The organism is Paragemmobacter amnigenus (genome assembly GCF_009908265.2).
Lineage (GTDB): Bacteria > Pseudomonadota > Alphaproteobacteria > Rhodobacterales > Rhodobacteraceae > Paragemmobacter > Paragemmobacter amnigenus.
In genome coordinates, this window is sequence record NZ_JAAATX020000001.1 from 305,431 (window position 1) to 328,318 (window position 22,888).

Annotated in this window: 20 protein-coding genes; 15 read left to right on the forward strand and 5 right to left on the reverse strand. The window is 66.3% G+C overall.

Translation table 11 applies throughout. The annotated features are described in order from the left end of the window. Window positions 1-174: 174 nt before the first annotated feature. The 15 genes from bchF to GU927_RS01620 all read left to right on the forward strand — a co-directional run bounded on the left by bchF (window position 175) and on the right by GU927_RS01620 (window position 16,336). Window positions 175-696, forward strand: coding sequence for a 2-vinyl bacteriochlorophyllide hydratase (bchF, locus tag GU927_RS01550; protein ID WP_161760494.1), 522 nt, complete (start codon window positions 175-177; stop codon window positions 694-696). Next, a complete protein-coding gene (locus GU927_RS01555) occupies window positions 693-1,970 on the forward strand; it encodes a ferredoxin:protochlorophyllide reductase (ATP-dependent) subunit N (protein WP_161760496.1) in 1,278 nt (425 codons plus the stop codon). Before bchF ends, GU927_RS01555 begins: the two co-directional genes overlap by 4 nt. Then, window positions 1,967-3,547 carry a ferredoxin:protochlorophyllide reductase (ATP-dependent) subunit B gene (bchB, locus tag GU927_RS01560; protein WP_161760498.1) on the forward strand — a complete coding sequence of 527 codons (1,581 nt, stop codon included), beginning with the start codon at window positions 1,967-1,969 and terminating at the stop codon, window positions 3,545-3,547. The genes GU927_RS01555 and bchB overlap by 4 nt, the downstream gene beginning before the upstream one ends. Continuing rightward, the gene (locus tag GU927_RS01565; protein ID WP_161760500.1) at window positions 3,537-7,130 is read left to right on the forward strand and encodes a magnesium chelatase subunit H; all 3,594 of its coding nucleotides are present in this window, start codon (window positions 3,537-3,539) and stop codon (window positions 7,128-7,130) included. The genes bchB and GU927_RS01565 overlap by 11 nt, the downstream gene beginning before the upstream one ends. A 100-nt stretch (window positions 7,131-7,230) precedes the next feature. Further along, window positions 7,231-8,133: a ferredoxin:protochlorophyllide reductase (ATP-dependent) iron-sulfur ATP-binding protein gene (gene bchL, locus GU927_RS01570; protein ID WP_161760502.1), complete on the forward strand. Its 903-nt coding sequence runs from the start codon at window positions 7,231-7,233 to the stop codon at window positions 8,131-8,133. A gap of 2 nt (window positions 8,134-8,135) precedes the next feature. Beyond that, the gene (gene bchM / locus GU927_RS01575; RefSeq protein ID WP_161760503.1) at window positions 8,136-8,804 is read left to right on the forward strand and encodes a magnesium protoporphyrin IX methyltransferase; all 669 of its coding nucleotides are present in this window, start codon (window positions 8,136-8,138) and stop codon (window positions 8,802-8,804) included. Continuing rightward, a complete protein-coding gene (locus GU927_RS01580) occupies window positions 8,801-10,246 on the forward strand; it encodes a PucC family protein (RefSeq protein WP_161760505.1) in 1,446 nt (481 codons plus the stop codon). The genes bchM and GU927_RS01580 overlap by 4 nt, the downstream gene beginning before the upstream one ends. Before the next feature lie 17 nt (window positions 10,247-10,263). Beyond that, window positions 10,264-11,034, forward strand: a complete 771-nt coding sequence (gene puhA, locus GU927_RS01585; RefSeq protein WP_161760507.1) for a photosynthetic reaction center subunit H — start codon at window positions 10,264-10,266, stop codon at window positions 11,032-11,034. Between the two features lie 65 nt (window positions 11,035-11,099). Continuing rightward, complete coding sequence (gene puhB / locus GU927_RS01590; protein ID WP_161760509.1) at window positions 11,100-11,738, forward strand: photosynthetic complex putative assembly protein PuhB; 639 nt, start codon at window positions 11,100-11,102, stop codon at window positions 11,736-11,738. Between the two features lie 11 nt (window positions 11,739-11,749). Further along, window positions 11,750-12,205, forward strand: coding sequence for a photosynthetic complex assembly protein PuhC (puhC, locus tag GU927_RS01595; RefSeq protein WP_161760511.1), 456 nt, complete (start codon window positions 11,750-11,752; stop codon window positions 12,203-12,205). Window positions 12,206-12,217: 12 nt separating this feature from the next. After that, window positions 12,218-12,514: a hypothetical protein gene (locus GU927_RS01600; protein WP_161760513.1), complete on the forward strand. Its 297-nt coding sequence runs from the start codon at window positions 12,218-12,220 to the stop codon at window positions 12,512-12,514. Between the two features lie 80 nt (window positions 12,515-12,594). Beyond that, entirely contained in the window at window positions 12,595-13,620 is a 1,026-nt protein-coding gene (gene acsF, locus GU927_RS01605) for a magnesium-protoporphyrin IX monomethyl ester (oxidative) cyclase (protein ID WP_232489101.1), read from the forward strand. 99 nt (window positions 13,621-13,719) lie between these two features. Beyond that, window positions 13,720-14,547 carry a putative photosynthetic complex assembly protein PuhE gene (gene puhE, locus GU927_RS01610; protein ID WP_161760517.1) on the forward strand — a complete coding sequence of 276 codons (828 nt, stop codon included), beginning with the start codon at window positions 13,720-13,722 and terminating at the stop codon, window positions 14,545-14,547. 11 nt (window positions 14,548-14,558) lie between these two features. Further along, entirely contained in the window at window positions 14,559-15,770 is a 1,212-nt protein-coding gene (gene hemA, locus GU927_RS01615; protein WP_161760519.1) for a 5-aminolevulinate synthase, read from the forward strand. Between the two features lie 89 nt (window positions 15,771-15,859). Beyond that, window positions 15,860-16,336, forward strand: coding sequence for a c-type cytochrome (locus GU927_RS01620; RefSeq protein ID WP_161760521.1), 477 nt, complete (start codon window positions 15,860-15,862; stop codon window positions 16,334-16,336). A gap of 256 nt (window positions 16,337-16,592) precedes the next feature. Here the strand turns inward: GU927_RS01620 and urtE are convergent, their stop codons facing one another. The 5 genes from urtE to urtA form a co-directional block, all read right to left on the reverse strand. Next, window positions 16,593-17,288: an urea ABC transporter ATP-binding subunit UrtE gene (gene urtE / locus GU927_RS01625; protein ID WP_217765499.1), complete on the reverse strand. Its 696-nt coding sequence runs from the start codon at window positions 17,286-17,288 to the stop codon at window positions 16,593-16,595. Next, window positions 17,288-18,031, reverse strand: coding sequence for an urea ABC transporter ATP-binding protein UrtD (gene urtD / locus GU927_RS01630; RefSeq protein WP_161760525.1), 744 nt, complete (start codon window positions 18,029-18,031; stop codon window positions 17,288-17,290). Before urtD ends, urtE begins: the two co-directional genes overlap by 1 nt. Beyond that, on the reverse strand, window positions 18,028-19,260 hold the full coding sequence (gene urtC / locus GU927_RS01635; RefSeq protein ID WP_161760764.1) for an urea ABC transporter permease subunit UrtC: 1,233 nt from the start codon (window positions 19,258-19,260) through the stop codon (window positions 18,028-18,030). Before urtC ends, urtD begins: the two co-directional genes overlap by 4 nt. A gap of 106 nt (window positions 19,261-19,366) precedes the next feature. Then, window positions 19,367-21,325: an urea ABC transporter permease subunit UrtB gene (gene urtB, locus GU927_RS01640; protein WP_161760527.1), complete on the reverse strand. Its 1,959-nt coding sequence runs from the start codon at window positions 21,323-21,325 to the stop codon at window positions 19,367-19,369. Window positions 21,326-21,385: 60 nt separating this feature from the next. Continuing rightward, window positions 21,386-22,669, reverse strand: a complete 1,284-nt coding sequence (urtA, locus tag GU927_RS01645) for an urea ABC transporter substrate-binding protein (RefSeq protein WP_161760529.1) — start codon at window positions 22,667-22,669, stop codon at window positions 21,386-21,388. Between the last annotated feature and the right edge of the window lie 219 nt (window positions 22,670-22,888).

Here is a 22,888-nt window from a genome sequence, read left to right on the forward strand (position 1 = left end):
ACCGGATAACCCAGTAATTTAAGGCATAAGCGCCCCATTTCTTCACAGAAAGACAGCGCGACCCGCGTTTTGGGCTTGCGCGAGACAGGCGGCAAGTGTGTAAGTTTTAGTTGACACATACGGCCCCCACGCTAACCTTCCCCAGCGAGGAGCCGAAAGGAGAGGCGTCTGTCGATGCACCCGAATCCGAGCAAGACCCCGCGCAAGCGGCTTTACACCGACGAAGAGCGCGCGCGCCGCGACGGCACGAAATGGACCCTGATCCAGGGCCTTCTGGCCCCCGCGCAATTCGTGGCCTTTGCCGTCTCGGTCGTCCTCGTGATCCGCTTCCTGATGACGGGGGACGGCTACACCGCCGCGACCGTGTCGATCATCGTCAAGACAGGCTTTCTCTACGTCATCATGGTCACCGGCGCGATCTGGGAGAAAGTCGTTTTCGGCCAATACCTTTTCGCCCCCGCCTTCTTCTGGGAAGACGTGTTCAGCTTCGCCGTCATCGCGCTCCATACCGCCTATCTCTGGGCGCTCTGGACGGGGGCCTTGACCCCCACGGAACTGATGTTCCTCGCCCTCGCCGCCTATGCCACCTACGTCGTCAACGCGGGCCAGTTCCTGTGGAAACTCCGCATGGCGCGGCTGGATGCCGAGGCCGAAGCCATCGAAGAAAACCGCACCATGGCCGAGGTGGTGGCATGAGCCTCGACCTTCCCACCATCGGCTGCCGTACCACCCCCGTGCTCAAGGAACGCGGCCAGCGCGAGGTGTTCTGCGGCCTGACGGGAATCATCTGGTTGCACCGCAAGATGCAGGACGCCTTCTTCCTCGTGGTGGGCAGCCGTACCTGCGCGCACCTGCTGCAAGCTGCCGCCGGCGTCATGATCTTCGCCGAACCCCGTTTCGGCACCGCCATCCTCGAAGAAAAAGACCTCGCCGGTCTGGCCGACGCGAATGCCGAGCTTGACCGCGAAGTGGCCCGCCTCCTCGCCCGCCGTCCGGACATCAAGCAGCTCTTCCTCGTCGGCTCCTGCCCGTCCGAGGTCATCAAGCTCGACCTCGCCCGCGCCGCTGAACGGCTGTCCTCTGTCCATTCGCCCCATGTGCGCGTCTACAACTATTCCGGCTCGGGCATCGAGACGACCTTCACCCAGGGCGAAGACGCCTGCCTTGCCGCCATGGTCCCGACGCTGCCCGCCAGCACGGCGCGCGAACTCCTTGTCGTGGGTGCCATGCCCGACGTGGTCGAAGACCAGTGCCTCTCGCTTCTGGCGCAACTCGGCATCGGCCCCGTGCGGATGCTGCCCGCCCGCCGCGCGGGCGACCTGCCTGCCGTCGGCGCAAACACCGTCTTCGCCCTCGTCCAGCCCTTCCTTGGCGACACCCACGCCGCCCTGACCCGCCGCGGCGCCCGCCACCTGCCCGCCCCCTTCCCCTTCGGCGAGGAAGGCACCACCGCATGGCTGCGCGCCATCGCGGAAGAATTCGGCGTCCCGCGTGACCTGTTCGAACAGGTGACCGCCGCCCCCCGCGCCCGCGCGCTCAAGGCCATCGCCACCCAGTCGCAGGAATTGCAGGGCAAGTCCGTGTTCTTCTTCCCCGACAGCCAGCTTGAAATCCCCCTCGCCCGCTTCCTGACGCGCGAATGTGGCATGACGGCGGTCGAAGTCGGCACCCCCTACCTGCACGAAGGGCTGGTCGGCCCCGACTTGGACCTTCTGCCGCAAGGCCCGGTCATCTCCGAAGGGCAGGACGTGGAAAAGCAGCTCGACCGCCAGCGCGCCGCCGCACCAGACCTCACCGTCTGCGGCCTTGGCCTTGCCAACCCGCTGGAGGCCGAAGGCCACACCACCAAATGGGCCATCGAACTGGTCTTCACGCCGGTCCATTTCTACGAACAGGCAGGTGACCTTGCCGGACTGTTCAGCCGCCCCCTGCGCCGCAAGGCGATCCTTCGGAAGGAGGCGGCGGAATGAAGCTGACGCTCTGGACATATGAAGGCCCGCCCCATGTCGGCGCCATGCGCGTGGCGACGGGGATGAAGGGTCTGCACTACGTGCTGCACGCCCCGCAGGGCGACACCTATGCGGACCTGCTGTTCACCATGATCGAACGCAGGAACCACCGCCCGCCGGTCACCTTCACCACCTTCCAGGCCCGCGATCTGGGCGGCGACACGGCCAATCTTTTCAAGGACTCGGCCCGCGACGCCTACAACCGCTTCCAGCCGCAGGCGATGATCGTCGGCGCCTCCTGCACCGCCGAACTGATCCAGGACGATCCCGGCGGTCTGGCAGAGGCGCTGGGTCTGCCGATCCCCGTGATCCCGCTGGAACTGCCCTCCTACCAGCGCAAGGAAAACTTCGGCGCGGACGAGACCTTCTACCAGATCGTCAAGGCATTGGCCCAGCCCATGCCCCGCACCGAGGCCATCACCTGCAACATCCTCGGCGCGACCGCCCTTGGCTTCCGCCACCGCGACGACGTGGCCGAGGTGACGAAACTGCTGTCCCTCATGGGCATCACCGTCAACGTGGCCGCCCCGATGGGCGCGACGCCCGCAGACATCGCCCGCATGGGTCAGGCGCATTTCAACGTGCTGCTCTACCCCGAAACCGGCGAAACCGCCGCCCGCCATCTGGAACGCGCCTGCGGCCAACCCTACACCAAGACCGTCCCCATTGGCGTCGGCGCCACGCGCGATTTCCTGCATGAAGTCAGCGCCTTGACGGGCGTCTCTGCCAAAGTGGGTGAATCCGGCCTGCGCCTGCCGTGGTGGTCGGCATCCGTCGACTCCACCTACCTGACCGGCAAACGCGTCTACATCTTCGGCGATGCCACCCACGTCATGGCCGCCGCCCGCATCGCCGCGACCGAGATCGGGTTCGAAGTCGTCGGCATGGGCTGCTTCAACCGCGAATTCGCAAGGCCGATGCGCGCCGCTGCCAAGGCCTATGGCGTCGACCCCCTGATCACCGACGACTATCTGGAGGTCGAGGCCGAAATCGCCCGCCTGCAACCCGAACTCATCCTCGGCACGCAGATGGAACGCCACATCGGCAAGCGTCTGGGCATCCCCTGCGCCGTCATCTCGTCCCCCGTCCACGTGCAGGACTTCCCCGCCCGCTACAGCCCGCAGATGGGCTTCGAAGGCGCGAACGTGATCTTCGACACGTGGATCCATCCCCTCGTCATGGGGCTGGAAGAACACCTCCTGACGATGTTCCGCGAGGATTTCGAATTCCACGACGACGCGGGCGCCAGCCATCACGGTGGCAAGGCCGTGGCGCGGGTGGAACCTGCGGAAGCGGGGGTTTTGCACCCCCGCACCCCCGCAGGATATTTGGAAACGGATGAAGGGGCAGAGGTTCCCGTCGTCACTCCGTCGGGCGAGGTCGTCTGGCTGCCCGATGCCGAACGCGAATTGAAGAAGATCCCCTTCTTCGTGCGCGGCAAGGCCAAGCGCAACACCGAGAAATACGCCACCGACCGTGGCGTGTCCGAGATCAGCGTCGACACCCTTTACGAAGCCAAGGCCCATTATGCGCGATGACCGCCACCCCCTGACGGACGCGACCAACGCGCCCCGCCGGGGCGATGGCACCTATCGTTTCGTGATCGTCACGCTGGACGCCCATGCCGCAGGCCCCGCCGCGCGCATCGCCCCTGCCCTTGCCAAGGATTTTCCGGGGATCGAGGTCACCGTCCACGCCGCCGCCGAATGGGCCGAAAACCCCGCAGCGCTGGCCCATGCCCGCGCCTGCGTCCGTGCCGCCGATTTCGTCGTGGCAAACCTGCTGTTCATCGAAGAGCACATCACCGCCATCATCGACGACCTGCGCGCCGTGCGCGACGGGCTGGACGGGTTTGTCGGCGTCATCGCCGATCCGCAGATCGTCAAGATGACGAAGATGGGCGATCTGGACATGGCCAAGCCCGCCTCGGCGGCCATGCAACTGCTGAAGAAGCTGCGCGGATCGGGTGCGCCGTCGGGATCGTCGGGCGAAAAGCAGATGAAGATGCTGCGGCGGCTCCCGAAGATCCTGCGTTTCCTGCCCGGCAAGGCGCAGGACCTGCGGGCATGGTTCCTGTCGATGCAATACTGGCTGGGCGGGTCGGACGACAATATCGAACAGATGATCCGCTACCTCGTCTCGCGCTACTCGGCCAACCGCGACTGGCAGGCGGTTTCGGCCAAACCCCCGGTCGACTATCCGGATGTCGGGCTCTATCACCCCGACCTCCCCGCGCGCATCACCACGAACGTGGCGGACCTCCCCCGCCCTGTGGGAGCGGTGTCGACCGTGGGTCTCCTCATGCTGCGGTCCTATATCCTCGCCTCCGACACCGCCCATTACGACGCGGTGATCCGGGCTTTCGAGGCGAAGGGGATCGCCGTCCTTCCGGCCTTTGCCGGTGGTCTGGACGGGCGGCCCGCGATCGACGCCTTCTTCAAGGGGCGCTGCGACGCGATGGTGTCGCTGACCGGCTTCTCGCTGGTGGGTGGCCCCGCCTATAACGACAGCCCCGCCGCCGTCGCCGCGCTGGAGGCGCTGGACGTCCCCTACATCGCCGCCCATCCGCTGGAATTCCAGACGCTGGGCCAATGGGGCGCATCGGGGGGCGGGCTGGGGCCGGTGGAAACCACCATGCTCATCGCGCTGCCGGAAATCGACGGGGCGACCAACCCCACCGTTTTCGCCGGACGCCACGACCTGAACGGCTGCGCGGGCTGCAAGATGAACTGCAAGGCCGCGAGTGAACAGGCCATCACCACCCGCGCCATGGCCCCCTGCTTTGAACGGATCGACGCGCTGGCCGACAAGACCGCCCGCCTCGCCGCCCTGCGCCGGTCGCAGGTGGCCGAACGCAAGGTGGCCGTGGTCCTTTACGGCTTCCCCCCGAACGCCGGTGCCGCTGGCACCGCCGCCTACCTTGGCGTCTTCGAAAGCCTCTTCAACACGCTGCACGCCATGGCCGCCGAAGGCTATGACCTCACACCCCCCGACACGCTGGACGACCTGCGCGAGGCGGTGATGGGCGGCTCGGCCCGCATCTATGGCCAGCCCGCCAATGTCCACACCATCATCCCCGCCGCCGAAGTGGTCGCGAAAACCCGCTGGCTGTCGGATGTCGAACGCGTCTGGGGCCCCGCCCCGGGGCGCATCCAGACCGACGGGCGCGGCGTCATGGTCCTTGGCGCGCAATTCGGCAAGGTCTTCGTCGGCCTGCAACCGGTGTTCGGCTACGAGGGCGACCCGATGCGCCTTCTGTTCGAAAAGGGCTTCGCGCCGACCCATGCGATGATGACCTTCTACCGCTGGCTGCGCGACGATTTCGGCGCGGATGTGCTCCTCCATTTCGGGATGCACGGCGCGCTGGAATTCCTGCCGGGCAAGCAGGCGGGCGTGTCGGAAACCTGCTGGCCCGACCGGCTGATCGGCAACATGCCGAACGTCTATCTCTACGCTTCCAACAACCCGTCCGAGGCGACGCTGGCCAAGCGCCGGTCGAACGCGGTGACGATCACCCACCTGACCCCGCCCTTGGCGCAATCCGGCCTCTACAAGGGGTTGCAGGACCTGAAAGACTCCCTCTCGCGCTGGCGCGCCGCCGCCGATGACGCGCCGGATCGCGCGGATCTGTGGGAGCTGATCGTGGAACAGGCCCGCACCGTGGACCTTGATGCGACAGACCCTGCCCAACTCTGGGTGAAACTGCTTGAAACCGAAGGCGCGCTGATCCCCGACGGCCTCCACGTCCTTGGCCGCCCGATGGGGCCGCAAGAACGCCGCGACTACATCGACCTGATCGGCGCGACGGGGGCCGAGGCCGAGGCGCTGGATGCCAAGCTGCAGGCCCAGACCGAAATCCCCGCCATCCTGCGCGCCCTTGGTGGCCATTTCACCAGCCCCGTTCCGGGCGGCGACCTGATCCGCTCCACCGACATCCTGCCCACGGGCCGCAACATCCACGCCTTCGACCCGTTCCGGATGCCCACCGCCTTCGCCCTGAAGGACGGGGCGCAACAGGCCCAGCGTCTGCTGGACACCCACCCCACCCTGCCGCGCACCGTGGCCCTCGTCCTCTGGGGATCGGACAATATCAAATCCGACGGCGGCCCGCTGTCCCAAGCCCTTGCCCTGATGGGCGCAAAGCCGCGCTTTGACCATTACGGCCGCCTCTGCGGCGCGGACCTGATCCCGCTGTCGGAACTGGGCCGTCCGCGCATCGACGTGGTGATGACGCTCTCGGGCATCTTCCGCGACCTGCTGCCCTTGCAAACCCGCATGCTGGCCGAGGCCGCATGGAAGGCCGCCGTGGCCGAGGAACCGCTGTCGCAGAACTTCATCCGCGCCCATGCGCTGGCCTATGCCGACGAGATGGGCGTCGACATGGAAACCGCCGCTCTGCGCGTCTTTTCCAATGCCGAAGGGGCCTATGGGTCCAACGTCAACATCATGGTTGGCAGCAGCGCCTTCGGCGAGGAAGACGAACTGGCCGATGCCTACGAGAACCGCAAGTCCTTTGCCTATGGCAGGAACGGCAAGCCCGTGCAGAACGCCGCGCTCCTGCAAAAGACGCTGCGCGACGTGGACCTCGCCTATCAGAACCTTGAATCCGTCGAACTGGGCGTCACCACGGTGGACCAGTATTTCGACACGCTGGGCGGCATCGCCCGCGCGGTCAAACGCGCGCGCGGCGGGCAGGAAACCCCCGTCTATATCGGCGACCAGACGCGCGGCGGCGGCACCGTCCGCACGCTGAAGGACCAGATCGCGCTGGAAACCCGCTCGCGCAGCCTGAACCCCAAATATTTCGAAGGCCTCCTGCGCCACGGCGCCGAAGGCGTGCGCCAGATCGAGGCGCAGGTCTCCAACACCTTCGGCTGGTCCGCCACGACCGCGCAGGTCGACCCTTGGGTCTATCAGCGCCTGTCGGAAACCTTCGTGCTGGACGAGGCGATGCGCCGCCGTCTGGCCGCCCTCAACCCCGAAGCCTCCTCCCGCATGGCCCAGCGCCTGCTGGAGGCGTCGGACCGCAACTACTGGCAACCCGATGCCGACACGCTCGCCGCGCTGCAACGCGCCGCGGACGAGCTCGAGGATCGACTGGAAGGGATCGCGGCGGAATGACCGGACGCATCGCCCTTCACCACTGCCGGAGCGGGGGCCAGCCCCCGCACCCCCGGGGTATTTTCCCCGAGATGAAGACCATTTCGAAAGGAAATGACGCATGAGCCCGAGAGACGAAATCCCCCTGCTGAAAGGCCTGGACGGTGAAGGCTCGGTGCAGGTGCATCAGGATGCTTCGATGAAGATCGAAGGGGCCAAGGTCTTTTCCGTCTATGGCAAGGGCGGGATCGGCAAATCCACCACCTCGTCGAACCTGTCGGCCGCCTTTTCCGTCATGGGCAAGCGCGTGCTGCAGATCGGCTGCGACCCGAAGCATGACAGTACCTTCACCCTGACGGGCCGCCTGCAACCGACGGTCATCGACATCCTGAAAGAGGTCGATTTCCACGCCGAGGAGCTGCGCCCCGAGGATTACGTCGCCACCGGCTGGAATGGCGTGAAATGCGTCGAGGCGGGCGGCCCGCCCGCAGGCACCGGCTGCGGCGGCTATGTCGTGGGCCAGACGGTGAAACTGCTGAAACAGCACCACCTTCTGGAAGACACCGATGTGGTGATCTTCGACGTGCTGGGCGACGTGGTCTGCGGCGGCTTTGCGGCCCCCCTGCAACATGCCGACCGCGCCGTGATCGTGACGGCAAACGACTTTGACTCGATCTACGCGATGAACCGCATCATCGCCGCCGTGCAGGCCAAGTCCGGCAATTACAAGGTGCAGCTTGCGGGTTGCGTCGCCAACCGCTCGCGCGAGACGGACGAGGTCGACCGCTACTGCGCGCGCGTGGGCTTCAACCGCCTTGCCCACATGCCCGACATCGACGCCATCCGCCGCTCGCGCCTGAAGAAGAAGACGCTGTTCGAGATGGATGACGAACAGGACATCGTCACCGCCCGCGCCGAATACCTGCGGCTGGCCGAAACGCTCTGGCGGTCCGTGGGCGGCCCCGGATCGACCCCCGATCCGCTGCCCGACCGCGACATCTTCGAACTTCTGGGATTTGACTGAGAATGCAGGACTATTCCGCCACGCTCTCCCGCGTCGAACACTACTTCGACCGCAGCGCCACCAAGGTGTGGGAGCGCCTGACCTCTGACGCCCCCGTCAGCCGCATCCGCCAGACCGTCCGCGAAGGCCGCGACCGGATGCGCGCGATCATGCTGTCGCGCCTGCCCGCCGATCTGCGCGGCGCCCGCGTGCTGGATGCCGGTTGCGGCACGGGACTGATGACGGCAGAGCTTGCCGCGCGCGGGGCCGAGGTCGTGGCGGTGGACATCTCGCCCCAGCTCATCGGCATCGCCGAGGCGCGGCTGACCGACGACCTGCGCCCGCGCGTGACCTTCGCCGCCGGTGACATGACCTGCACGAGCCACGGGCGCTTTGATTACGTCATGGCGATGGACAGCCTGATCTATTACCGCACGCCCGACATCGCGGCCGCCCTGCGGAAACTGGCCGACCGCACCCGCGGCCACATCACCTTTACCGTGGCCCCGCGCACGCCCTTCCTGATGACCTTCTTCACCATCGGCAAGGCCTTTCCGCGCGCCGACCGCTCGCCCGTGATGATCCCGCAGGACTGGCGCGCGATCGACCGTCACACCGGCGGCGGCGTGGCGCGCGTCGAACGCGTCAGCCGCGGGTTCTACATCTCGGAATGTCTGGAGTTCCGGCCATGATCCTCCGGAGGAAGGACCTGCAGAAATTCTCTGCCGCCTGGCTGCCCTTCGCGGACGCGGCCTCGGACGGCCTGCCTCTGGCGCAACTCTTGCGCCTGTCGCTGTTCCAGGTGTCGGTCGGCATGGCGCAGGTGCTGCTTCTGGGCACGCTGAACCGCGTGATGATCGTGGAGCTTTCGGTCCCCGCCATGATCGTGGCGGCCATGATCGCCATCCCCGTCCTCGTCGCGCCCTTCCGCGCGCTTCTGGGGCACCGCTCCGACACCCACCGCTCCGCGCTGGGATGGAAGCGGGTGCCTTACCTCTGGTTCGGCTCGCTCTGGCAGATGGGCGGGCTTGCCGTCATGCCCTTCGCGCTGCTGGTCCTGTCCGGCGACCGGACCTTCGAGGTGCCCTATGCGGGCGAAATCCTTGCCGCCGTCGCCTTCCTGATGACGGGCCTCGGGATGCACATGACCCAGACGGCGGGCCTCGCGCTGGCCTCGGACCGCGCCACGGACGAAACGCGTCCGCGCGTCGTGGCGCTCCTGTACGTGGCGAACCTGCTGGGCATGGGCATCTCGGCCCTGACCATCGGCTGGCTCTTGCAGAACTTCGATCCGCTGACGCTGGTCAAGGTCGTGCAAGGCTGCGGGCTTGCCACGCTGGTGCTGAACCTGATCGCGCTGTGGAAGCAGGAGCGTTTCCGCCCGATGACCAAGGCCGAACGCGAGGAACCGCGCCCCCGCTTTGCCGACGCATGGGCCGACCTCATGGCGGGCGGCACGGCGGGGCGGCTCTTGGTCGTGGTGGTGCTGGGCACGCTGGGATTCGCCATGCAGGACGTGCTGCTGGAACCCTATGGCGGCGAGATCCTGGGCCTTTCCGTCTCGCAGACCACCTTCCTGACGGCACTGTCGGCGCTGGGGGCCCTGACGGGGTTCATCCTGTCGGCCCGCTGGCTGGCGCGCGGGACCGATCCCTTCCGCCTTGCCGCGCGCGGCATCCTTGCGGGGATCGCGGCCTTCTCGGCGGTGATCTTCGCGGCCCCGCTCCACTCCACCGCGCTCTTCTTCGCAGGCGCGGGGCTGATCGGCTTCGGCGCGGGGCTGTTCGCCATCGCCACCCTGACCGTCGCCATGACCATGTCGGTGGGCGGGCTGGCAGGGGCGGGCATCGCGCTTGGCGCCTGGGGCGCGGCGCAGGCCACGGCACAGGGCCTTGCAATCCTTCTTGGTGGCACGCTGCGCGACGTGGTGGGCCATCTTGCATCATCCGGCGTCCTTGGCGCGGGTCTTTCGGACCCGTCCATGGGCTATTCCTTCGTCTACCACCTCGAAATCGGGCTGCTCTTCGCAACCCTTGCCGCACTCGGGCCTCTGGTCCGGCTGCGGCCACTTCCCGACCTGAACGACCAGACTTCCGGCGATGCGCGCCTGCGCCTTGCCGAATTCCCCACCTGACCCCGGAGGACCATCACATGGTAGGTGTCAACTTCTTTGGAAACTTCGATCTCGCCAGCCTTTCCATCTGGCTCTTCTGGGGCTTCTTCGCCCTGCTGATCTTCTATCTGCAGACCGAGAACATGCGCGAAGGATATCCGCTGGAACTCGAGGACGGCTCGCCCGCCCCGAACCAGGGCCCCTTCCCGGTTCCGAAACCCAAGACCTTCAAGCTGCCCCACGGCAAGGGCGACGTCACCGTCCCCTCCGCCGCGAACGAGGCCGCGCATCGCCGGTCCGACCTTGCCCTTGCGCGCACCGCCGTCTCCGAAGGCTTCCCCCATGCGCCCACCGGCAACCCGCTTGCCGATGGCGTCGGCCCCGCTTCGTGGGTGCCGCGGCGGGATGAGCCGGAACTGGACGGTCACGGCCATGCCAAGATCGTCCCCATGGGTCAGGCCAAGGGCTTTGTCGTCAGCGCCGGTCGCGACCCGCGCGGTCTGCCGGTGCAGGCTGCCGATCTGGAAGTCGTGGGCCGCGTCAGCGACATGTGGGTCGACGCGCCCGAACAGCTTGTCCGCTATCTGGAGATCGAACTGAACTCCGGCGGCAAGCGTCTGGTGCCAATGACGCTCGCGCGCATCTGGCCGGACCGTGTCCGCGTCCGCGCCATCGCCTCGGACAGCTTCGCGGGCATCCCGCAGACCAAATCCCTGACCACCGTCACCAAGCTCGAGGAAGACAAGATCTCGGGCTACGTGGCCGGTGGCTGGATGTACGACGCCGACAAGCGCAAGCACGGCTTCTGACGCAAAGGGGGGCGGCCTGCGCCCGGGCCGCCCCGTCTTACCCCAAGCTCGAAAGGGTCTGAACGATGTCAGACCATGATGATTTCGCCTTCGACGTGGCGCCCGGGATTCCCGCGCCGCTCCCCAAGGGGGAAGAGGTCCTCTGGCAGGGCCGCCCCGATACCTCCGCCCTCGCCCGCGAGGCATTCAAGATCCGCTGGATCGCCGGATACATGGGCCTTCTGGTCCTGTGGAAGGCGGGCATGGGCCTTGCCGACGGGGGGGTGATGATGGCCCTCCTGCGCGGCCTGCCCTATGTGGTCCTCGCCCTTGCCGCCGTCGCGGTGGTCTGGCTGCTCGCATGGGCACAGGCCCGCGCGACCGTCTATACCGTCACCTCCGCCCGTGTCCTGATGAAGATCGGCGCGGCGCTGTCGGTGACCTACAACATCCCCTTCGCACAGGTTGCCACCGCCCGTCTGGACCTCAAACCCGGCGGCACAGGCACCATCGCGCTGGAAACGCTGGGCGACACGCGCCTTGCCGTCATGGCGCTCTGGCCGCATCTGCGCCCGGGGCGGATGAAGAAGACCGAACCCGCGCTGCGCTGCATCCCCGATGCCGAACGCGTCGCGCGCCTGCTGGCCGAGGCCGCCGAGGCCCGCCTTGCCATGCCCGTCATCACCCGCGCCGATGCGATGGGTGACGCCGTGGCCGCCGAGTGAAAGGGCTGATCATGCAAACCCGTCAACCCGCCCTTCACAACCAGAAGTCCGAGATGATCCCCAACGCCCTCCTGCGCGCCATGTTCGCGCTGGCGGTGGTCACTCTCGCCATCACCACCGCAGCCGTCGTCTCGGGCCGTCCCACCGTGGGCCAGCCCAAACCGTCCGAAGTGGTGGCCTCCCGCGCGATCATCCTCGAGGGGCTGGACGCGCAGGCCGTCACCGTCCGCAATCCGGACGGCACGCTGCTGGCCGACCTGCCGCATGGCGGCTTCATCACCGTGATCCAGAACGCCATGGCGCGCGAGCGTCTGACCCACCGGATCGAGGGCAATCCCCCGCTGAACATCGTCCGCTACGCCAATGGCCGTCTTGTCGCCGAAGACCCCGCCACCGGATGGAGCGCCGAGCTTTACGCCTTCGGCGGAGACAACAAAGCCGCGTTTGAACGGCTGCTTGACCAATAAGGGAACCGAAACATGGGACTTCTGACCAAGGAAAAGGAACTGGTGCCCTGCACCGTCGAAGTAAGTCATCGCTTCGAAAGCCTGCACGCCCACGTGCGTTTCAACAACGGCGCCGTGGTCCATCCCGGCGATGAAGTCCTCGTCCACGGCGCGCCTGTCATGGCCGCCTATGGCGAGGTCATCATCGAGGACCGCACCGCCACGATCACCCGCGCAAGCTGGCTTGAACGCCAATGGACCCGCCTGACCGGCGATCTGGAATTCATGGAGCTTTGCGAATTCTCCTTCTCCGAAGAGGTGACGCTGTGAACGCGCATAACACCCCGCAGCACGACACCACCCACGGCGAGCTGCACGCCGAACTGTCCGACGCCTTTGACACCACCGCGATGGCGACCGAGACGACGCTTCTCAACCCGCGCTTCTACACCACCGATTTCGACGAGATGGACCGCATCGACGTCACGCCGGTGCGCGCGGAATGGGACAAGCTGCTGGAACAGATGAAATCCGACCCCAACCGCGGCCATTTCAAGAAGAACGCCGACTGGGACGAGGTGGACTGGAAAGGGATGGACCCCGCGCTGCGCGCCGAATTCATCGACTTCCTCGTCTCCTCCTGCACCGCCGAATTCTCGGGCTGCGTGCTCTACAAGGAAATGAAGCGGCGCGGCACCAATGCCGACATCTGCGAGCTGTTCAGCTACATGTCGCGCGACGAGGCCCGCCACGCAGGCTTCATCAACGACGCCCTGCGCGAGGCCGGGGTGGCCGTCAACCTTGGCTTCCTGACCAAGGCCAAGAAATACACCTACTTCCGGCCCAAATTCATCTACTACGCCACCTACCTGTCGGAAAAGATCGGCTACGCCCGCTACATCACCATCTACCGCCACCTCGAGGCGCATCCCGAACAGCGCTTCCACCCGATCTTCAAGTGGTTCAAGGAATGGTGCAACGACGAGTTCAGCCATGGCGAGGCCTTCGCGCTCCTGATGCGGACCGACCCGAAGCTGACCCAGTCCTTCACCAACAAACTCTGGATCCGCTTCTTCCTGACGGCGGTCTATTCGACGATGTGGGTGCGTGACCATGCGCGGGTGGATTTCCACAATGCCCTTGGCGTGGACATCGACTGGTACGACCAGGAGGTCTACCGCAAGACCTCGGCCATCGCGCGGCAGGTCTTTCCGGTGGAACTCGACATCGACCATCCCCGCTGGATCCCCGGCCTGCGCCGCATGGATCAGGCCATGCGCGACATGGACGCGGCCAAGCGGCGGGGCGGCATCGGCGGCTGGATCGCGCACAAGACGGCCACGGCCCGCGCGGCGCTGGCCTTCGCCGGTCTCTACCTGATCCCGGTCAAGCATCTGACGCCCCCTGCCGATGTCCGGCTGGAGCCGTCCTATTGACCCCGAAACACGCATATCGCCGCGCAAGCGGTGGTTGCGGCGGCGGGATGGGCGCGTCCCACCGCCCGGCGCGGTCCCCCTTTACCCGGGGGGCCGCGCATGAATAACCCGTGGATCGCGGCCGTTTCGGCGCTGTTCCTGTGGTGGTTTTCCACCGGCATCATCCTGTGGCGGGTCAAGCGCGCCGATCACGAGGGGCGCGATGCCCATCTGTGGTCGGTCATCCTTGGCCTGCCGCTGCTGGTGGGCGGCTTCGGCGCGCTGCGCCACACGCTGGACGACACCACCGCCACCGGCGCCTTCACCGCCTTCGTCGCGGCGCTGGCGATCTGGGGCTGGCTGGAACTGGCCTTCCTGTCGGGCATCGTCGCGGGCCCCAACACCCGCCCCTGCCCGCCCCACGCGCCGCTTTGGGAGCGTTTCATCCGCGCCTGCGGCACGATCCTGTGGCACGAACTGGCGCTGATGGGCACGCTCGGCGTCATCGCCGTCATCTCCGAAGGCGCGGCAAACCGCTTCGCCCTCTGGACCTTCGCCATCCTCTTCTTCGCGCGCATCTCGGCCAAGCTGAACCTCTTCTTCGGCGTGCCGCGCATCCACACCGAATTCCTGCCGCGCCCGCTGGCGCACCTGTCCAGCCACTTCCGCCGCGCGCCGATGAACGCCTTTTTCCCCGCCTCGGTCACCGCGCTGTCCTTCGCGGTGGCCTGCTGGCTGGAACGGCTGCACACCGCCACGACCGAAGGCCAGACCATCGGCTTCACCCTGCTCACCGCCCTGACCGCGCTCGCGCTCTTGGAACACTGGTTCATGGTGGTCCCGCTTCCCGACCAGAAACTCTGGCGCTGGATGCTTCCCGCGCCCCGACCCGAAACCACACCATCCAGACAATCGGGCATCGCAAGACCCGATCTTCCCCGACAGTGAGGAACCACCACATGGACTTCGACGCCCTCTTCCAGGACCAGCTCGACGCGCTCAAGGCCGAAGGCAACTACCGTGTCTTCGCCGACCTCGAACGCCGCTGCGGGTCCTTCCCCAAGGCGGCCAACCACAAGGACGGCCAGGTGCGCGACGTCACCGTCTGGTGCTCGAACGACTATCTCGGCATGGGCCAGAACGAAACCGTGGTAAAGGCCATGGTCGATGCCGTGCAGACCTGCGGCACGGGTGCAGGTGGCACGCGCAACATCAGCGGAACGAACCACCACCACCTCCTGCTGGAACAGGAACTGGCCGACCTCCACGGCAAGGAAGCCGCCCTCCTCTTCACCTCGGGCTATGTGTCGAACTGGGCCGCCCTCTCCACCCTCGGCGCGCGCATCCCCAATGCGGTGATCCTGTCGGACGAAAAGAACCACGCCTCCATGATCGAAGGCATCCGCCATTCCCGCGCCGACAAGGTGCTGTGGAAGCACAACGACTGGCGCGACCTCGACCGCAAGCTGCATGCCGTGGGCGACCGGCCCAAGATCGTGGCTTTTGAATCCGTCTATTCCATGGACGGCGACATCGCCCCCATCCGCGAAATCGTCGAAGTCTGCGAAGCCCACGGCGCGCTGTCCTATATCGACGAAGTCCACGCCGTCGGCATGTACGGCCCCCATGGCGGCGGCGTGACCGAGGAACTCGGCCTCGCCCACCGCATCGACCTGATCGAGGGGACCTTGGGCAAGGCCTTCGGCTGCGTCGGCGGCTACATCACCGGCTCTGCGGCGCTGTGCGATTTCGTCCGCAGCTTCGCCTCGGGCTTCATCTTCACCACCGCCCTGCCCCCCGCCGTGGCCGCCGCCGCCGCCGCCTCCATCCGCCACCTGAAACAATCGGACGAGGAACGCCGCGCGCAAAAGGCCAATGTGGCGAAACTCCGCGCCAAACTCGACCGCGCGGGCATCCCGCATATGGCCAATGACAGCCACATCATCCCCGTGATGATCGGCGATCCGGTCAAATGCCGCATGATCTCGAACATCCTGATGGATGACTGGGCGATCTATGTCCAACCCATCAACTACCCCACCGTGCCCAAGGGGACGGAACGGCTCCGCATCACCCCCGGCCCGCTGCATTCGGACGCCGATATCGACCATCTGGTGACCGCCCTCGCCTCGCTCTGGCAGCGCTGCGCCGTGGCCCATGCGGTGGCCTGAAAAAATATCTTCACCGCCTGTTCACGAAGTCTTGCCACACCGAAACACCGATCCAGTTTACAGTCGCCCAAGAAACCGGGAGGATCCCCATGAAGACCAAACTGACTGCCCTTGCCGCCCTGTCCACCCTCCTCGCTGCCCCCGCTTTCGCGGCCGGCGACGCGGAAGCCGGCGCCAAGGTGTTCAACAAGTGCCAGACCTGCCACGTCGTCGCCAACGAGGCGGGCGAAGTGCTGGCGGGCAAGAATGCCAAGACCGGTCCGAACCTCTACGGCGTCGTGGGACGTGCGGCAGGCACCTATCCGGAATTCAAATACGGTGACTCGATCATCGCCCTTGGCGCCGGCGGCTACACCTGGACCGAGGCCGATCTGGCCGTCTATCTCGCCGATCCGGCCGCCTTCCTGAAGGAAAAGCTGGGCGACGACAAAGCCAAGTCCAAGATGTCCTTCAAGCTGAAGAACGAAACCGAAGCTGCCGACGTGGCCGCTTTCCTCGCCACCTTCTCCGCCGCTGCGGCACCTGCCGAAGGCGAAGCCGCGGCCGAAGGTGAAGCGACGAACTGATCCGCCATAACGGATGGAAAAAGGCCCGTCTGCCCCCGGCAGGCGGGCTTTTTCATGCAAGAATTTTCTGGCGAAAATTCTTGAAAACGATCCTTCTGCGAAGGATCGCCCCGTCGCGGCCAACCGTCATTCCCGATGCGACCCGAAGTTTCGCCAGAATCTTCGTCCCGAAGGATTTTCGCCAGAAAATCCGTCCCCCCCCCGGGTTCGTCGACCCTGTCGCCCCTCGCGGGCGGGGATGCAGGCCGCCGCCCCCTCAAACCGAAACCGTTGCCCGCAACTCCTCTTGCGACAGCTCCGCCTTCGCCCCCTGCAGGGCCACCGCGCCCCGCTTCAGCACATAGAACCGGTCCGCCAAGCCATAGGCAAAGTCGAAATACTGCTCCACCAGCACGATGGCCATATCCCCCTTCCCGCGCAGATAGGAAATCACCCGCCCGATCTGCTGGATGATGTTGGGCTGGATGCCTTCCGTCGGCTCGTCCAGCAGCAGCACGCGCGGCCGCATGATCATCGCCCGCGCAATGGCCAGTTGCTGCTGCTGCCCGCCCGACAGATCGCCCCCCCGCCGGTGCCCCATGTCCTTCAGCACGGGGAACAGCTCGTAGATCTCCTCCGGTATCCGGTGCTCCGATCTTGGCAGCAGGGCAAAGGCCGTCTCCATGTTCTCCTTCACCGTCAGCAGCGGAAAGATCATCCGCCCCTGCGGCACCACCGCAAGCCCGCGCCGCGCCATGCCCTGCGGCGGCAGCTTCGGCACCTCCTCGCCGCCCAGAAACACCTTGCCCCCCGACCGCGGATGCGTCCCCGCCAGCGCCTTGAGCAACGATGTCTTGCCCACCCCGTTCGTCCCCATCACGCAGGTCACCTCGCCCGCCCGCGCCTCCATGTCGATGCCATAGAGGATCTGCGACCCGCCGTAATGCAGCGTCAGCCCTTCGGTCCTGATCATCACCCGCGCCCCAGATAGACTTCGATCACCTGTTGGTTCTTCGTGACATGGTCCAGCGACCCCTCGGCCAGCACCGCGCCCTCGTGCAGCACGGTCACCTTGCACTCCAGCCGCCGCACGAACTCCATGTCATGCTCCACCACCACCACGGCGCGGGTCTTCGCCATCTCGACCAGCAGCCGCGTCGTATGTTCGCGCTCGGCCAGCGTCATGCCTGCCGCCGGTTCGTCGACCAGCAACAACCGAGGCTCCTGCGCCAGCAGCATCCCGATCTCCAGCCACTGCTTCTGCCCATGGCTCAACTCCCCCGCCTTGCGCGACAGGGCATCGGCCAGCCCCACCTCCTCGGCCAGCGCCTGCACGCGGTCGCGATCCGCCGCCCCCTCGCGCCAGAACAGCACCCGCCACGGGGCGCGATGCGCCTTCAGCGCCATGGTCAGGTTCTCGGCCACCGTCTGATCCTCGAACACCGTGGGCCGCTGGAACTTGCGCCCCACCCCGGCGCGCGCGATCTGCGCCTCGGACAGGGACAAGAGCGACACCGACCTTTCGCCAAAGGTCACCGTTCCCGCATCCGGCCGCGTCTTGCCCGTCACGATGTCCATGAAAGTCGTCTTGCCCGCCCCGTTCGGGCCGATGATCGCCCGCAACTCCTGCGCGCCGATGGAAAAGGACAGGTTGTTGATGGCGCGGAACCCGTCGAAGGTCACCGACACGCCCGACACTTCCAGAAGCGCAGTCATTCCTTCGCCTCCCGCTCCATCAGCGCGCCATCATCGGGGCCAAGCGCCGCGCCCTTCCGATCCGGCGACCGCACCCCCGCCCACAGGTCGAACAGCCCGCCCATCCCCTTGGGCGCAAACAGGGTCACCGCCACGAAGGACAGGCCCAGCAGAACCAGCCACCAATCCACCCAGTTGACCGTATAGAACCCGAGCGGCACCGAAGGCGCCCGCCCCCCCGTGAACCACGACGACAGAAGCGACACGAAGGCCGCCCCGATCACCGCGCCATAAAGCCGCCCGCGCCCGCCGATCGCCACCCAGACTGCCAGATAGATCGACGCGATGGGCGCCAGCTCCGCCGGATTGATGATCCCCGCCTGCGGATAGTAAAGCGCCCCCGCAATCGCCGCGATCACCGCCGTCAGGGTAAAGACGAAGAGTTTGTATCCCTCCACCGAATATCCCAGAAACCGCACCCGCTGCTCGTCATCCCGGATCGCGCGGATGACCGACCCGAACTTGCCCGACACGACCCAGGCCAGCAGCACATATCCCGCGCCCAGCGCGAAGGCCGACGCCCAGAAGAACCAGACCGACAGCGCGTCCTGCGACACATCCCCCAGCCCCGGCAGGTTCTGCAACCCCGACAGCCCGTTATTGCCCCGCAACCCGCTGTCGTTCTGGAAGAGGTACAGCGCCAGCGCCAGCGTCATCGCCTGCGTCAGGATCGACAGATACACCCCCGTCACGCGGCTGCGGAACGCCAGCCACCCGAAGACCAGCGCCAGCCCCCCCGGCACCAGAACCACCAGCGCCATCTGCGCCCAGAAACTGTGGGCAAAGGCCCAGATCGGCGGAAATTCCGACGCGCCCACGACCCCGAATATCTGCACGGCGATCCCCTGCCGCACCTCCTCGGGCGTGGCGGGCAGCCCCCCCTGCGCCAGCGCCGCGACCACGATCTCCTCGGTCCGGGCATACATCAGCCACATGCCCAAGCCATAACCGCCCAGCGCGAAGAACGCCATGTGGCCAAGGGAAAGGATGCCCGCATAGCCCCAGATCAAGTCCATCGCCAGGGCGACAAGGCACAGGCACAGCGTCTTGCCCAGCGTCTTGACGAAGGAGGTGGAGAGGAACGCCACCCCATAGGCCTCGGACAAGACCGTCACCCCCAGCGTGAAGAGCGCAAGGATCAGGATGAACCACAGGACAGAGGGGTTCTTTGCCAGAAAGGACCGCTCCACAAAGGTTTGGCGCGTCATGTCAGCCTCGCGCAGGTTGCGCCGTCGGACCGGGGGCCAGCCCCCGGACCCCCGGGATATTTGAGAACGGAAAATGAGGGGGGCATCCTCAATCCCCCGCCGCGCGGCCCTTCAGGGCGATGATGCCCCGCGGCCGGAACTGGATGAAAAGGATGATGAAGAGGATCATGTAGGTCTGCGCCGCCAGCGTGTTGGACGGGTTCAGCCATTCGATCCCCTTCTGCAGCACGCCGATCAGCGCCGCCCCCGCCAGCGTGCCCCAGATATTGCCTACGCCCCCCACGACCACCGTCATGAAGCTTTGCACGATGTAATCCGAACCGAGCTCCGAGGTGACCTTGGCATAAAGCCCGATCGCCACCCCCGCGATCCCCGCGATGCCGGAGCCGAGGCCGAAGGTCAGCATGTTGATGCGGTCGGGGTTGATCCCCATGCTTGCGGCCATGGACGGGTTCTGCGTCACCGCCCGCACCTCCAGCCCCAGCCGCGTGCGCCTCATCAGCCACAGGAAGAACAGCAGGAACACCAGCGCCAGCACGAAGATGGCGATGCGGATATAGCTGATCGAGACCACATCGTTGAAGGTCAGCGCACCATCCAGCCATGCCGGCGCCGTCAGGGGCCGCGCCTGCGTGCCAAAGACGTTCTTGGCGATCTGCTGCAACGCGATGGAAATGCCGAAGGTCGCCAGCAGCGTCTCCAGCGGGCGCTTGTAGAGATGGCGGATCACCAGCCGCTCCATCGCCACGCCTGCGGCAAAGGTCACGGCAAAGGCCAAAGGCAGCGCCACGAGGATGGAGAGCGTGTAATCTGCGATGAAGAGCTGCACCACATAGCCCGTATAGGCGCCCATCATGATGAACTCGCCATGCGCCATGTTGATGACGCGCATCACGCCGAAGGTGATGGCCAACCCGATGGCCGCAAGGAAATAGATCGACGCCAGCGACACCGCATCCAGCGCAAGGTCCGCCGCCTGCATCGCGCCGACCTTCATGCCGATGGCATCCAGCGCCGCCTTGGCCGCCGTCGTCACCGCGGCATCCGGCTCTGCATAGACTTCGGCAAAGCGGTGCGCGGCAATCGCCGCCTCCACCTCGGCATCGGTCGCGGCCTGCGGGACGGTCCCCGCCGTCTCCAGCGCGGTATAGGCCCGCTCGCGCGCCGCCTGCGTGCCCAGATCGGCCACAGGCACCCCGCCCACGGCCCCGTCCACGATATTGGCCAGAAGCGCGGCCCGCGCCTCTTCCACCGTCAGCCGCGCGGGGGCCATTCCGGCAGCGACCAGCAGGTCATAGGCCTCGCCCCCGGTCAGGTCGCGCCCCGGCACCAGCATCCGCGCGACATTGGCCCCTTCGGGCGGGTCACCGGCAAAGGCCATGCGCGTGGTGGCCAGAAGCGGGTTCAGCGCCGCGCGCAGGTCCAGCCCCAGATCGGCCCCGAAGCCTTCGATCGCCGCCACCCGTGCCGCCGGATCGGGATCGAAGCGCAGCGTCAAAAGCCGCTCCAGCCGCGCCTTCTGCGACAGGAGCGCGGGATCGGCCTCGGTCTCCAGCGAGGCGCGCAGGGGTTCGAGGTGATCCGCCGACGGGTCACGCGCGATGGACTCCACCGCCCCCGCCCGCCGTGCAGGGTCCGGATCGGACAGGGTGAACTGCACCAGCGCCGTCGCGATCAGACCGCGCACACCGGCATTGGGGCGCAGCTCCATGATATCGGACCTCGCCGCCATCCCCGCATCCGCCCCGTCCAGCCCGCGCAGCGCCCAGCCATCGCCGGACCTGTCGATCAGGAAGAAGGCCCCGTCCGCCTTCCGCAGCCCCAGCCCCTTTTCGGCCCATGCCGCCAGAACGGTCGCGGCCAGCGGATCGCCGCTTTCGGCCAGTGCGGCAATCACGGGGGCGATCTTCGCCCGCGTCGGCTTCTCGATCAGCGCGCGGTTGGCCGTCAGGATCTCGGCAGCCCCCTGCGCCAGCGCCGGAGCGGGGCAGAGCGCGGCAAGGGCCAGCAGCACAGCCGTGGCAAGGGAAAGGAGGAACGGTCGCATGGAATCCTGCGGCAGGAAGAAGGGGGGCCGGCGCAGCGGCCCCCCGTGTTGCGGATCGGCTCAGTAGTTGGACTTGAGCTGCACGCAGGTCTTGGTTTCGGAATTGTACATCCCGCAGCCCAGACCCGGCCAGTCGGCCTCGAGCACCGCCGATTCCGGCAGGAAGTCGGTCCATGCATCGCCCGCGACCGGTTCGGTCTGGCTGATGATGTCGAACTGCCCGTCATCGCGGATCTCGCCGATCAGGACGGGCTTGGTCAGGTGGTGGTTCGGCAGCATCGTGGCGGTGCCGCCGGTCAGGTTGGCGACCTCCTGCCCGTACATCGCCTCGCGCACCGGATCGACATCGGTGGTACCGGCCTTCTCGACCGCCTGCGCCCACATCTTGAAGCCGATATAGGTGGCTTCCATCGGGTCGTTCGTCGTGCGCGCCTCATCCCCGATGAAGGCATGCCAGGTCTTGATGAACTCGGCATTCTCCGGCGTCTCGGCCGACTGGAAGTAGTTCCACGCCGCCAGATGGCCGACGAGGTTCGTCGTATCCAGACCCGCCAGTTCCTCTTCCCCGACCGAGAAGGCAACCACGGGGATCTTGTCCGCGCTCACACCCGCCGCCGCCAGCTCCTTGTAAAAGCCGATATTGGCGTCGCCGTTGATGGTCGAGATCACGCCCACCTTCTTGCCATCCGCGCCCAGCGCCACCACGTCCGACACGATCTTGGACCAGTCGGAATGGCCGAAGGGCGTGTAGTTGACGAAAATGTCCTCCTTCGCGATCCCCTTCGAGATCAGGTAGGATTCAAGGATGTTGTTGGTCGTGCGCGGATAGACATAGTCGGTGCCGAGCAGGGCGAACTTCTCCACCCCCAGCTCTTCCAGATAGTAGTCGACCGCCGGAATGGCCTGCTGGTTCGGCGCGGCCCCCGTGTAAAATACGTTCTTCGAGCTTTCCTCGCCCTCGTATTGCACCGGATAGAACAAGAGCCCGTTCGACTCCTCGATCACCGGCAGCACCGACTTGCGGCTCACGCTGGTCCAGCAGCCGAAGATCACGTCCACATCCGACACGGTGATCAGCTCGCGCGCCTTCTCGGCAAAGAGCGGCCAGTCGGATGCGGGGTCGACCACCACCGCCTCCAGCTTCTTGCCCAGCAGGCCGCCCTTCTTGTTCTGCTCCTCGATCATCATCAGGACCGTGTCCTTCAGTGTGGTCTCGGAAATCGCCATCGTGCCCGACAGCGAATGCAGGACGCCCACCTTGATCGTGTCCTCCTGCGCCAGCGCGGCACCGGCAAGGGCCATGCCCATCGCGCCGCCCAGCATCATTCCCTTCAATCCGTTCATGGATAATCCTCTCTCGAGGCCGCCCGAAGCCACCCTTCCCTTTCGCAAGGCGGGTCACTATCTTCGAGAGGCAACTCCGGTTGCACCCCGTGCGGCGGGGGCGGACTTCCACATCATGTCCCCTGCCGCACATCCTTCCTGTTCTTGTCGGCACCTTTCGGCCCCGCAAGGGAAGACAACCGCCTTCGCCGCGCCGCGGCAACCATGGCGGACATTGCC

Excerpts from the sequence above, each read along its gene's own strand:
- bchF (WP_161760494.1), top strand. The coding sequence starts at position 175 with ATGCACCCGAATCCGAGCAAGACCCCGCGCAAGCGGCTTTACACCGAC.
- GU927_RS01555 (WP_161760496.1), top strand. The coding sequence starts at position 693 with ATGAGCCTCGACCTTCCCACCATCGGCTGCCGTACCACCCCCGTGCTC.
- bchB (WP_161760498.1), top strand. The coding sequence starts at position 1,967 with ATGAAGCTGACGCTCTGGACATATGAAGGCCCGCCCCATGTCGGCGCC.
- GU927_RS01565 (WP_161760500.1), top strand. The coding sequence starts at position 3,537 with ATGCGCGATGACCGCCACCCCCTGACGGACGCGACCAACGCGCCCCGC.
- bchL (WP_161760502.1), top strand. The coding sequence starts at position 7,231 with ATGAGCCCGAGAGACGAAATCCCCCTGCTGAAAGGCCTGGACGGTGAA.
- bchM (WP_161760503.1), top strand. The coding sequence starts at position 8,136 with ATGCAGGACTATTCCGCCACGCTCTCCCGCGTCGAACACTACTTCGAC.
- GU927_RS01580 (WP_161760505.1), top strand. The coding sequence starts at position 8,801 with ATGATCCTCCGGAGGAAGGACCTGCAGAAATTCTCTGCCGCCTGGCTG.
- puhA (WP_161760507.1), top strand. The coding sequence starts at position 10,264 with ATGGTAGGTGTCAACTTCTTTGGAAACTTCGATCTCGCCAGCCTTTCC.
- puhB (WP_161760509.1), top strand. The coding sequence starts at position 11,100 with ATGTCAGACCATGATGATTTCGCCTTCGACGTGGCGCCCGGGATTCCC.
- puhC (WP_161760511.1), top strand. The coding sequence starts at position 11,750 with ATGCAAACCCGTCAACCCGCCCTTCACAACCAGAAGTCCGAGATGATC.
- GU927_RS01600 (WP_161760513.1), top strand. The coding sequence starts at position 12,218 with ATGGGACTTCTGACCAAGGAAAAGGAACTGGTGCCCTGCACCGTCGAA.
- acsF (WP_232489101.1), top strand. The coding sequence starts at position 12,595 with ATGGCGACCGAGACGACGCTTCTCAACCCGCGCTTCTACACCACCGAT.
- puhE (WP_161760517.1), top strand. The coding sequence starts at position 13,720 with ATGAATAACCCGTGGATCGCGGCCGTTTCGGCGCTGTTCCTGTGGTGG.
- hemA (WP_161760519.1), top strand. The coding sequence starts at position 14,559 with ATGGACTTCGACGCCCTCTTCCAGGACCAGCTCGACGCGCTCAAGGCC.
- GU927_RS01620 (WP_161760521.1), top strand. The coding sequence starts at position 15,860 with ATGAAGACCAAACTGACTGCCCTTGCCGCCCTGTCCACCCTCCTCGCT.
- urtE (WP_217765499.1), bottom strand. The coding sequence starts at position 17,288 with ATGATCAGGACCGAAGGGCTGACGCTGCATTACGGCGGGTCGCAGATC.
- urtD (WP_161760525.1), bottom strand. The coding sequence starts at position 18,031 with ATGACTGCGCTTCTGGAAGTGTCGGGCGTGTCGGTGACCTTCGACGGG.
- urtB (WP_161760527.1), bottom strand. The coding sequence starts at position 21,325 with ATGCGACCGTTCCTCCTTTCCCTTGCCACGGCTGTGCTGCTGGCCCTT.
- urtA (WP_161760529.1), bottom strand. The coding sequence starts at position 22,669 with ATGAACGGATTGAAGGGAATGATGCTGGGCGGCGCGATGGGCATGGCC.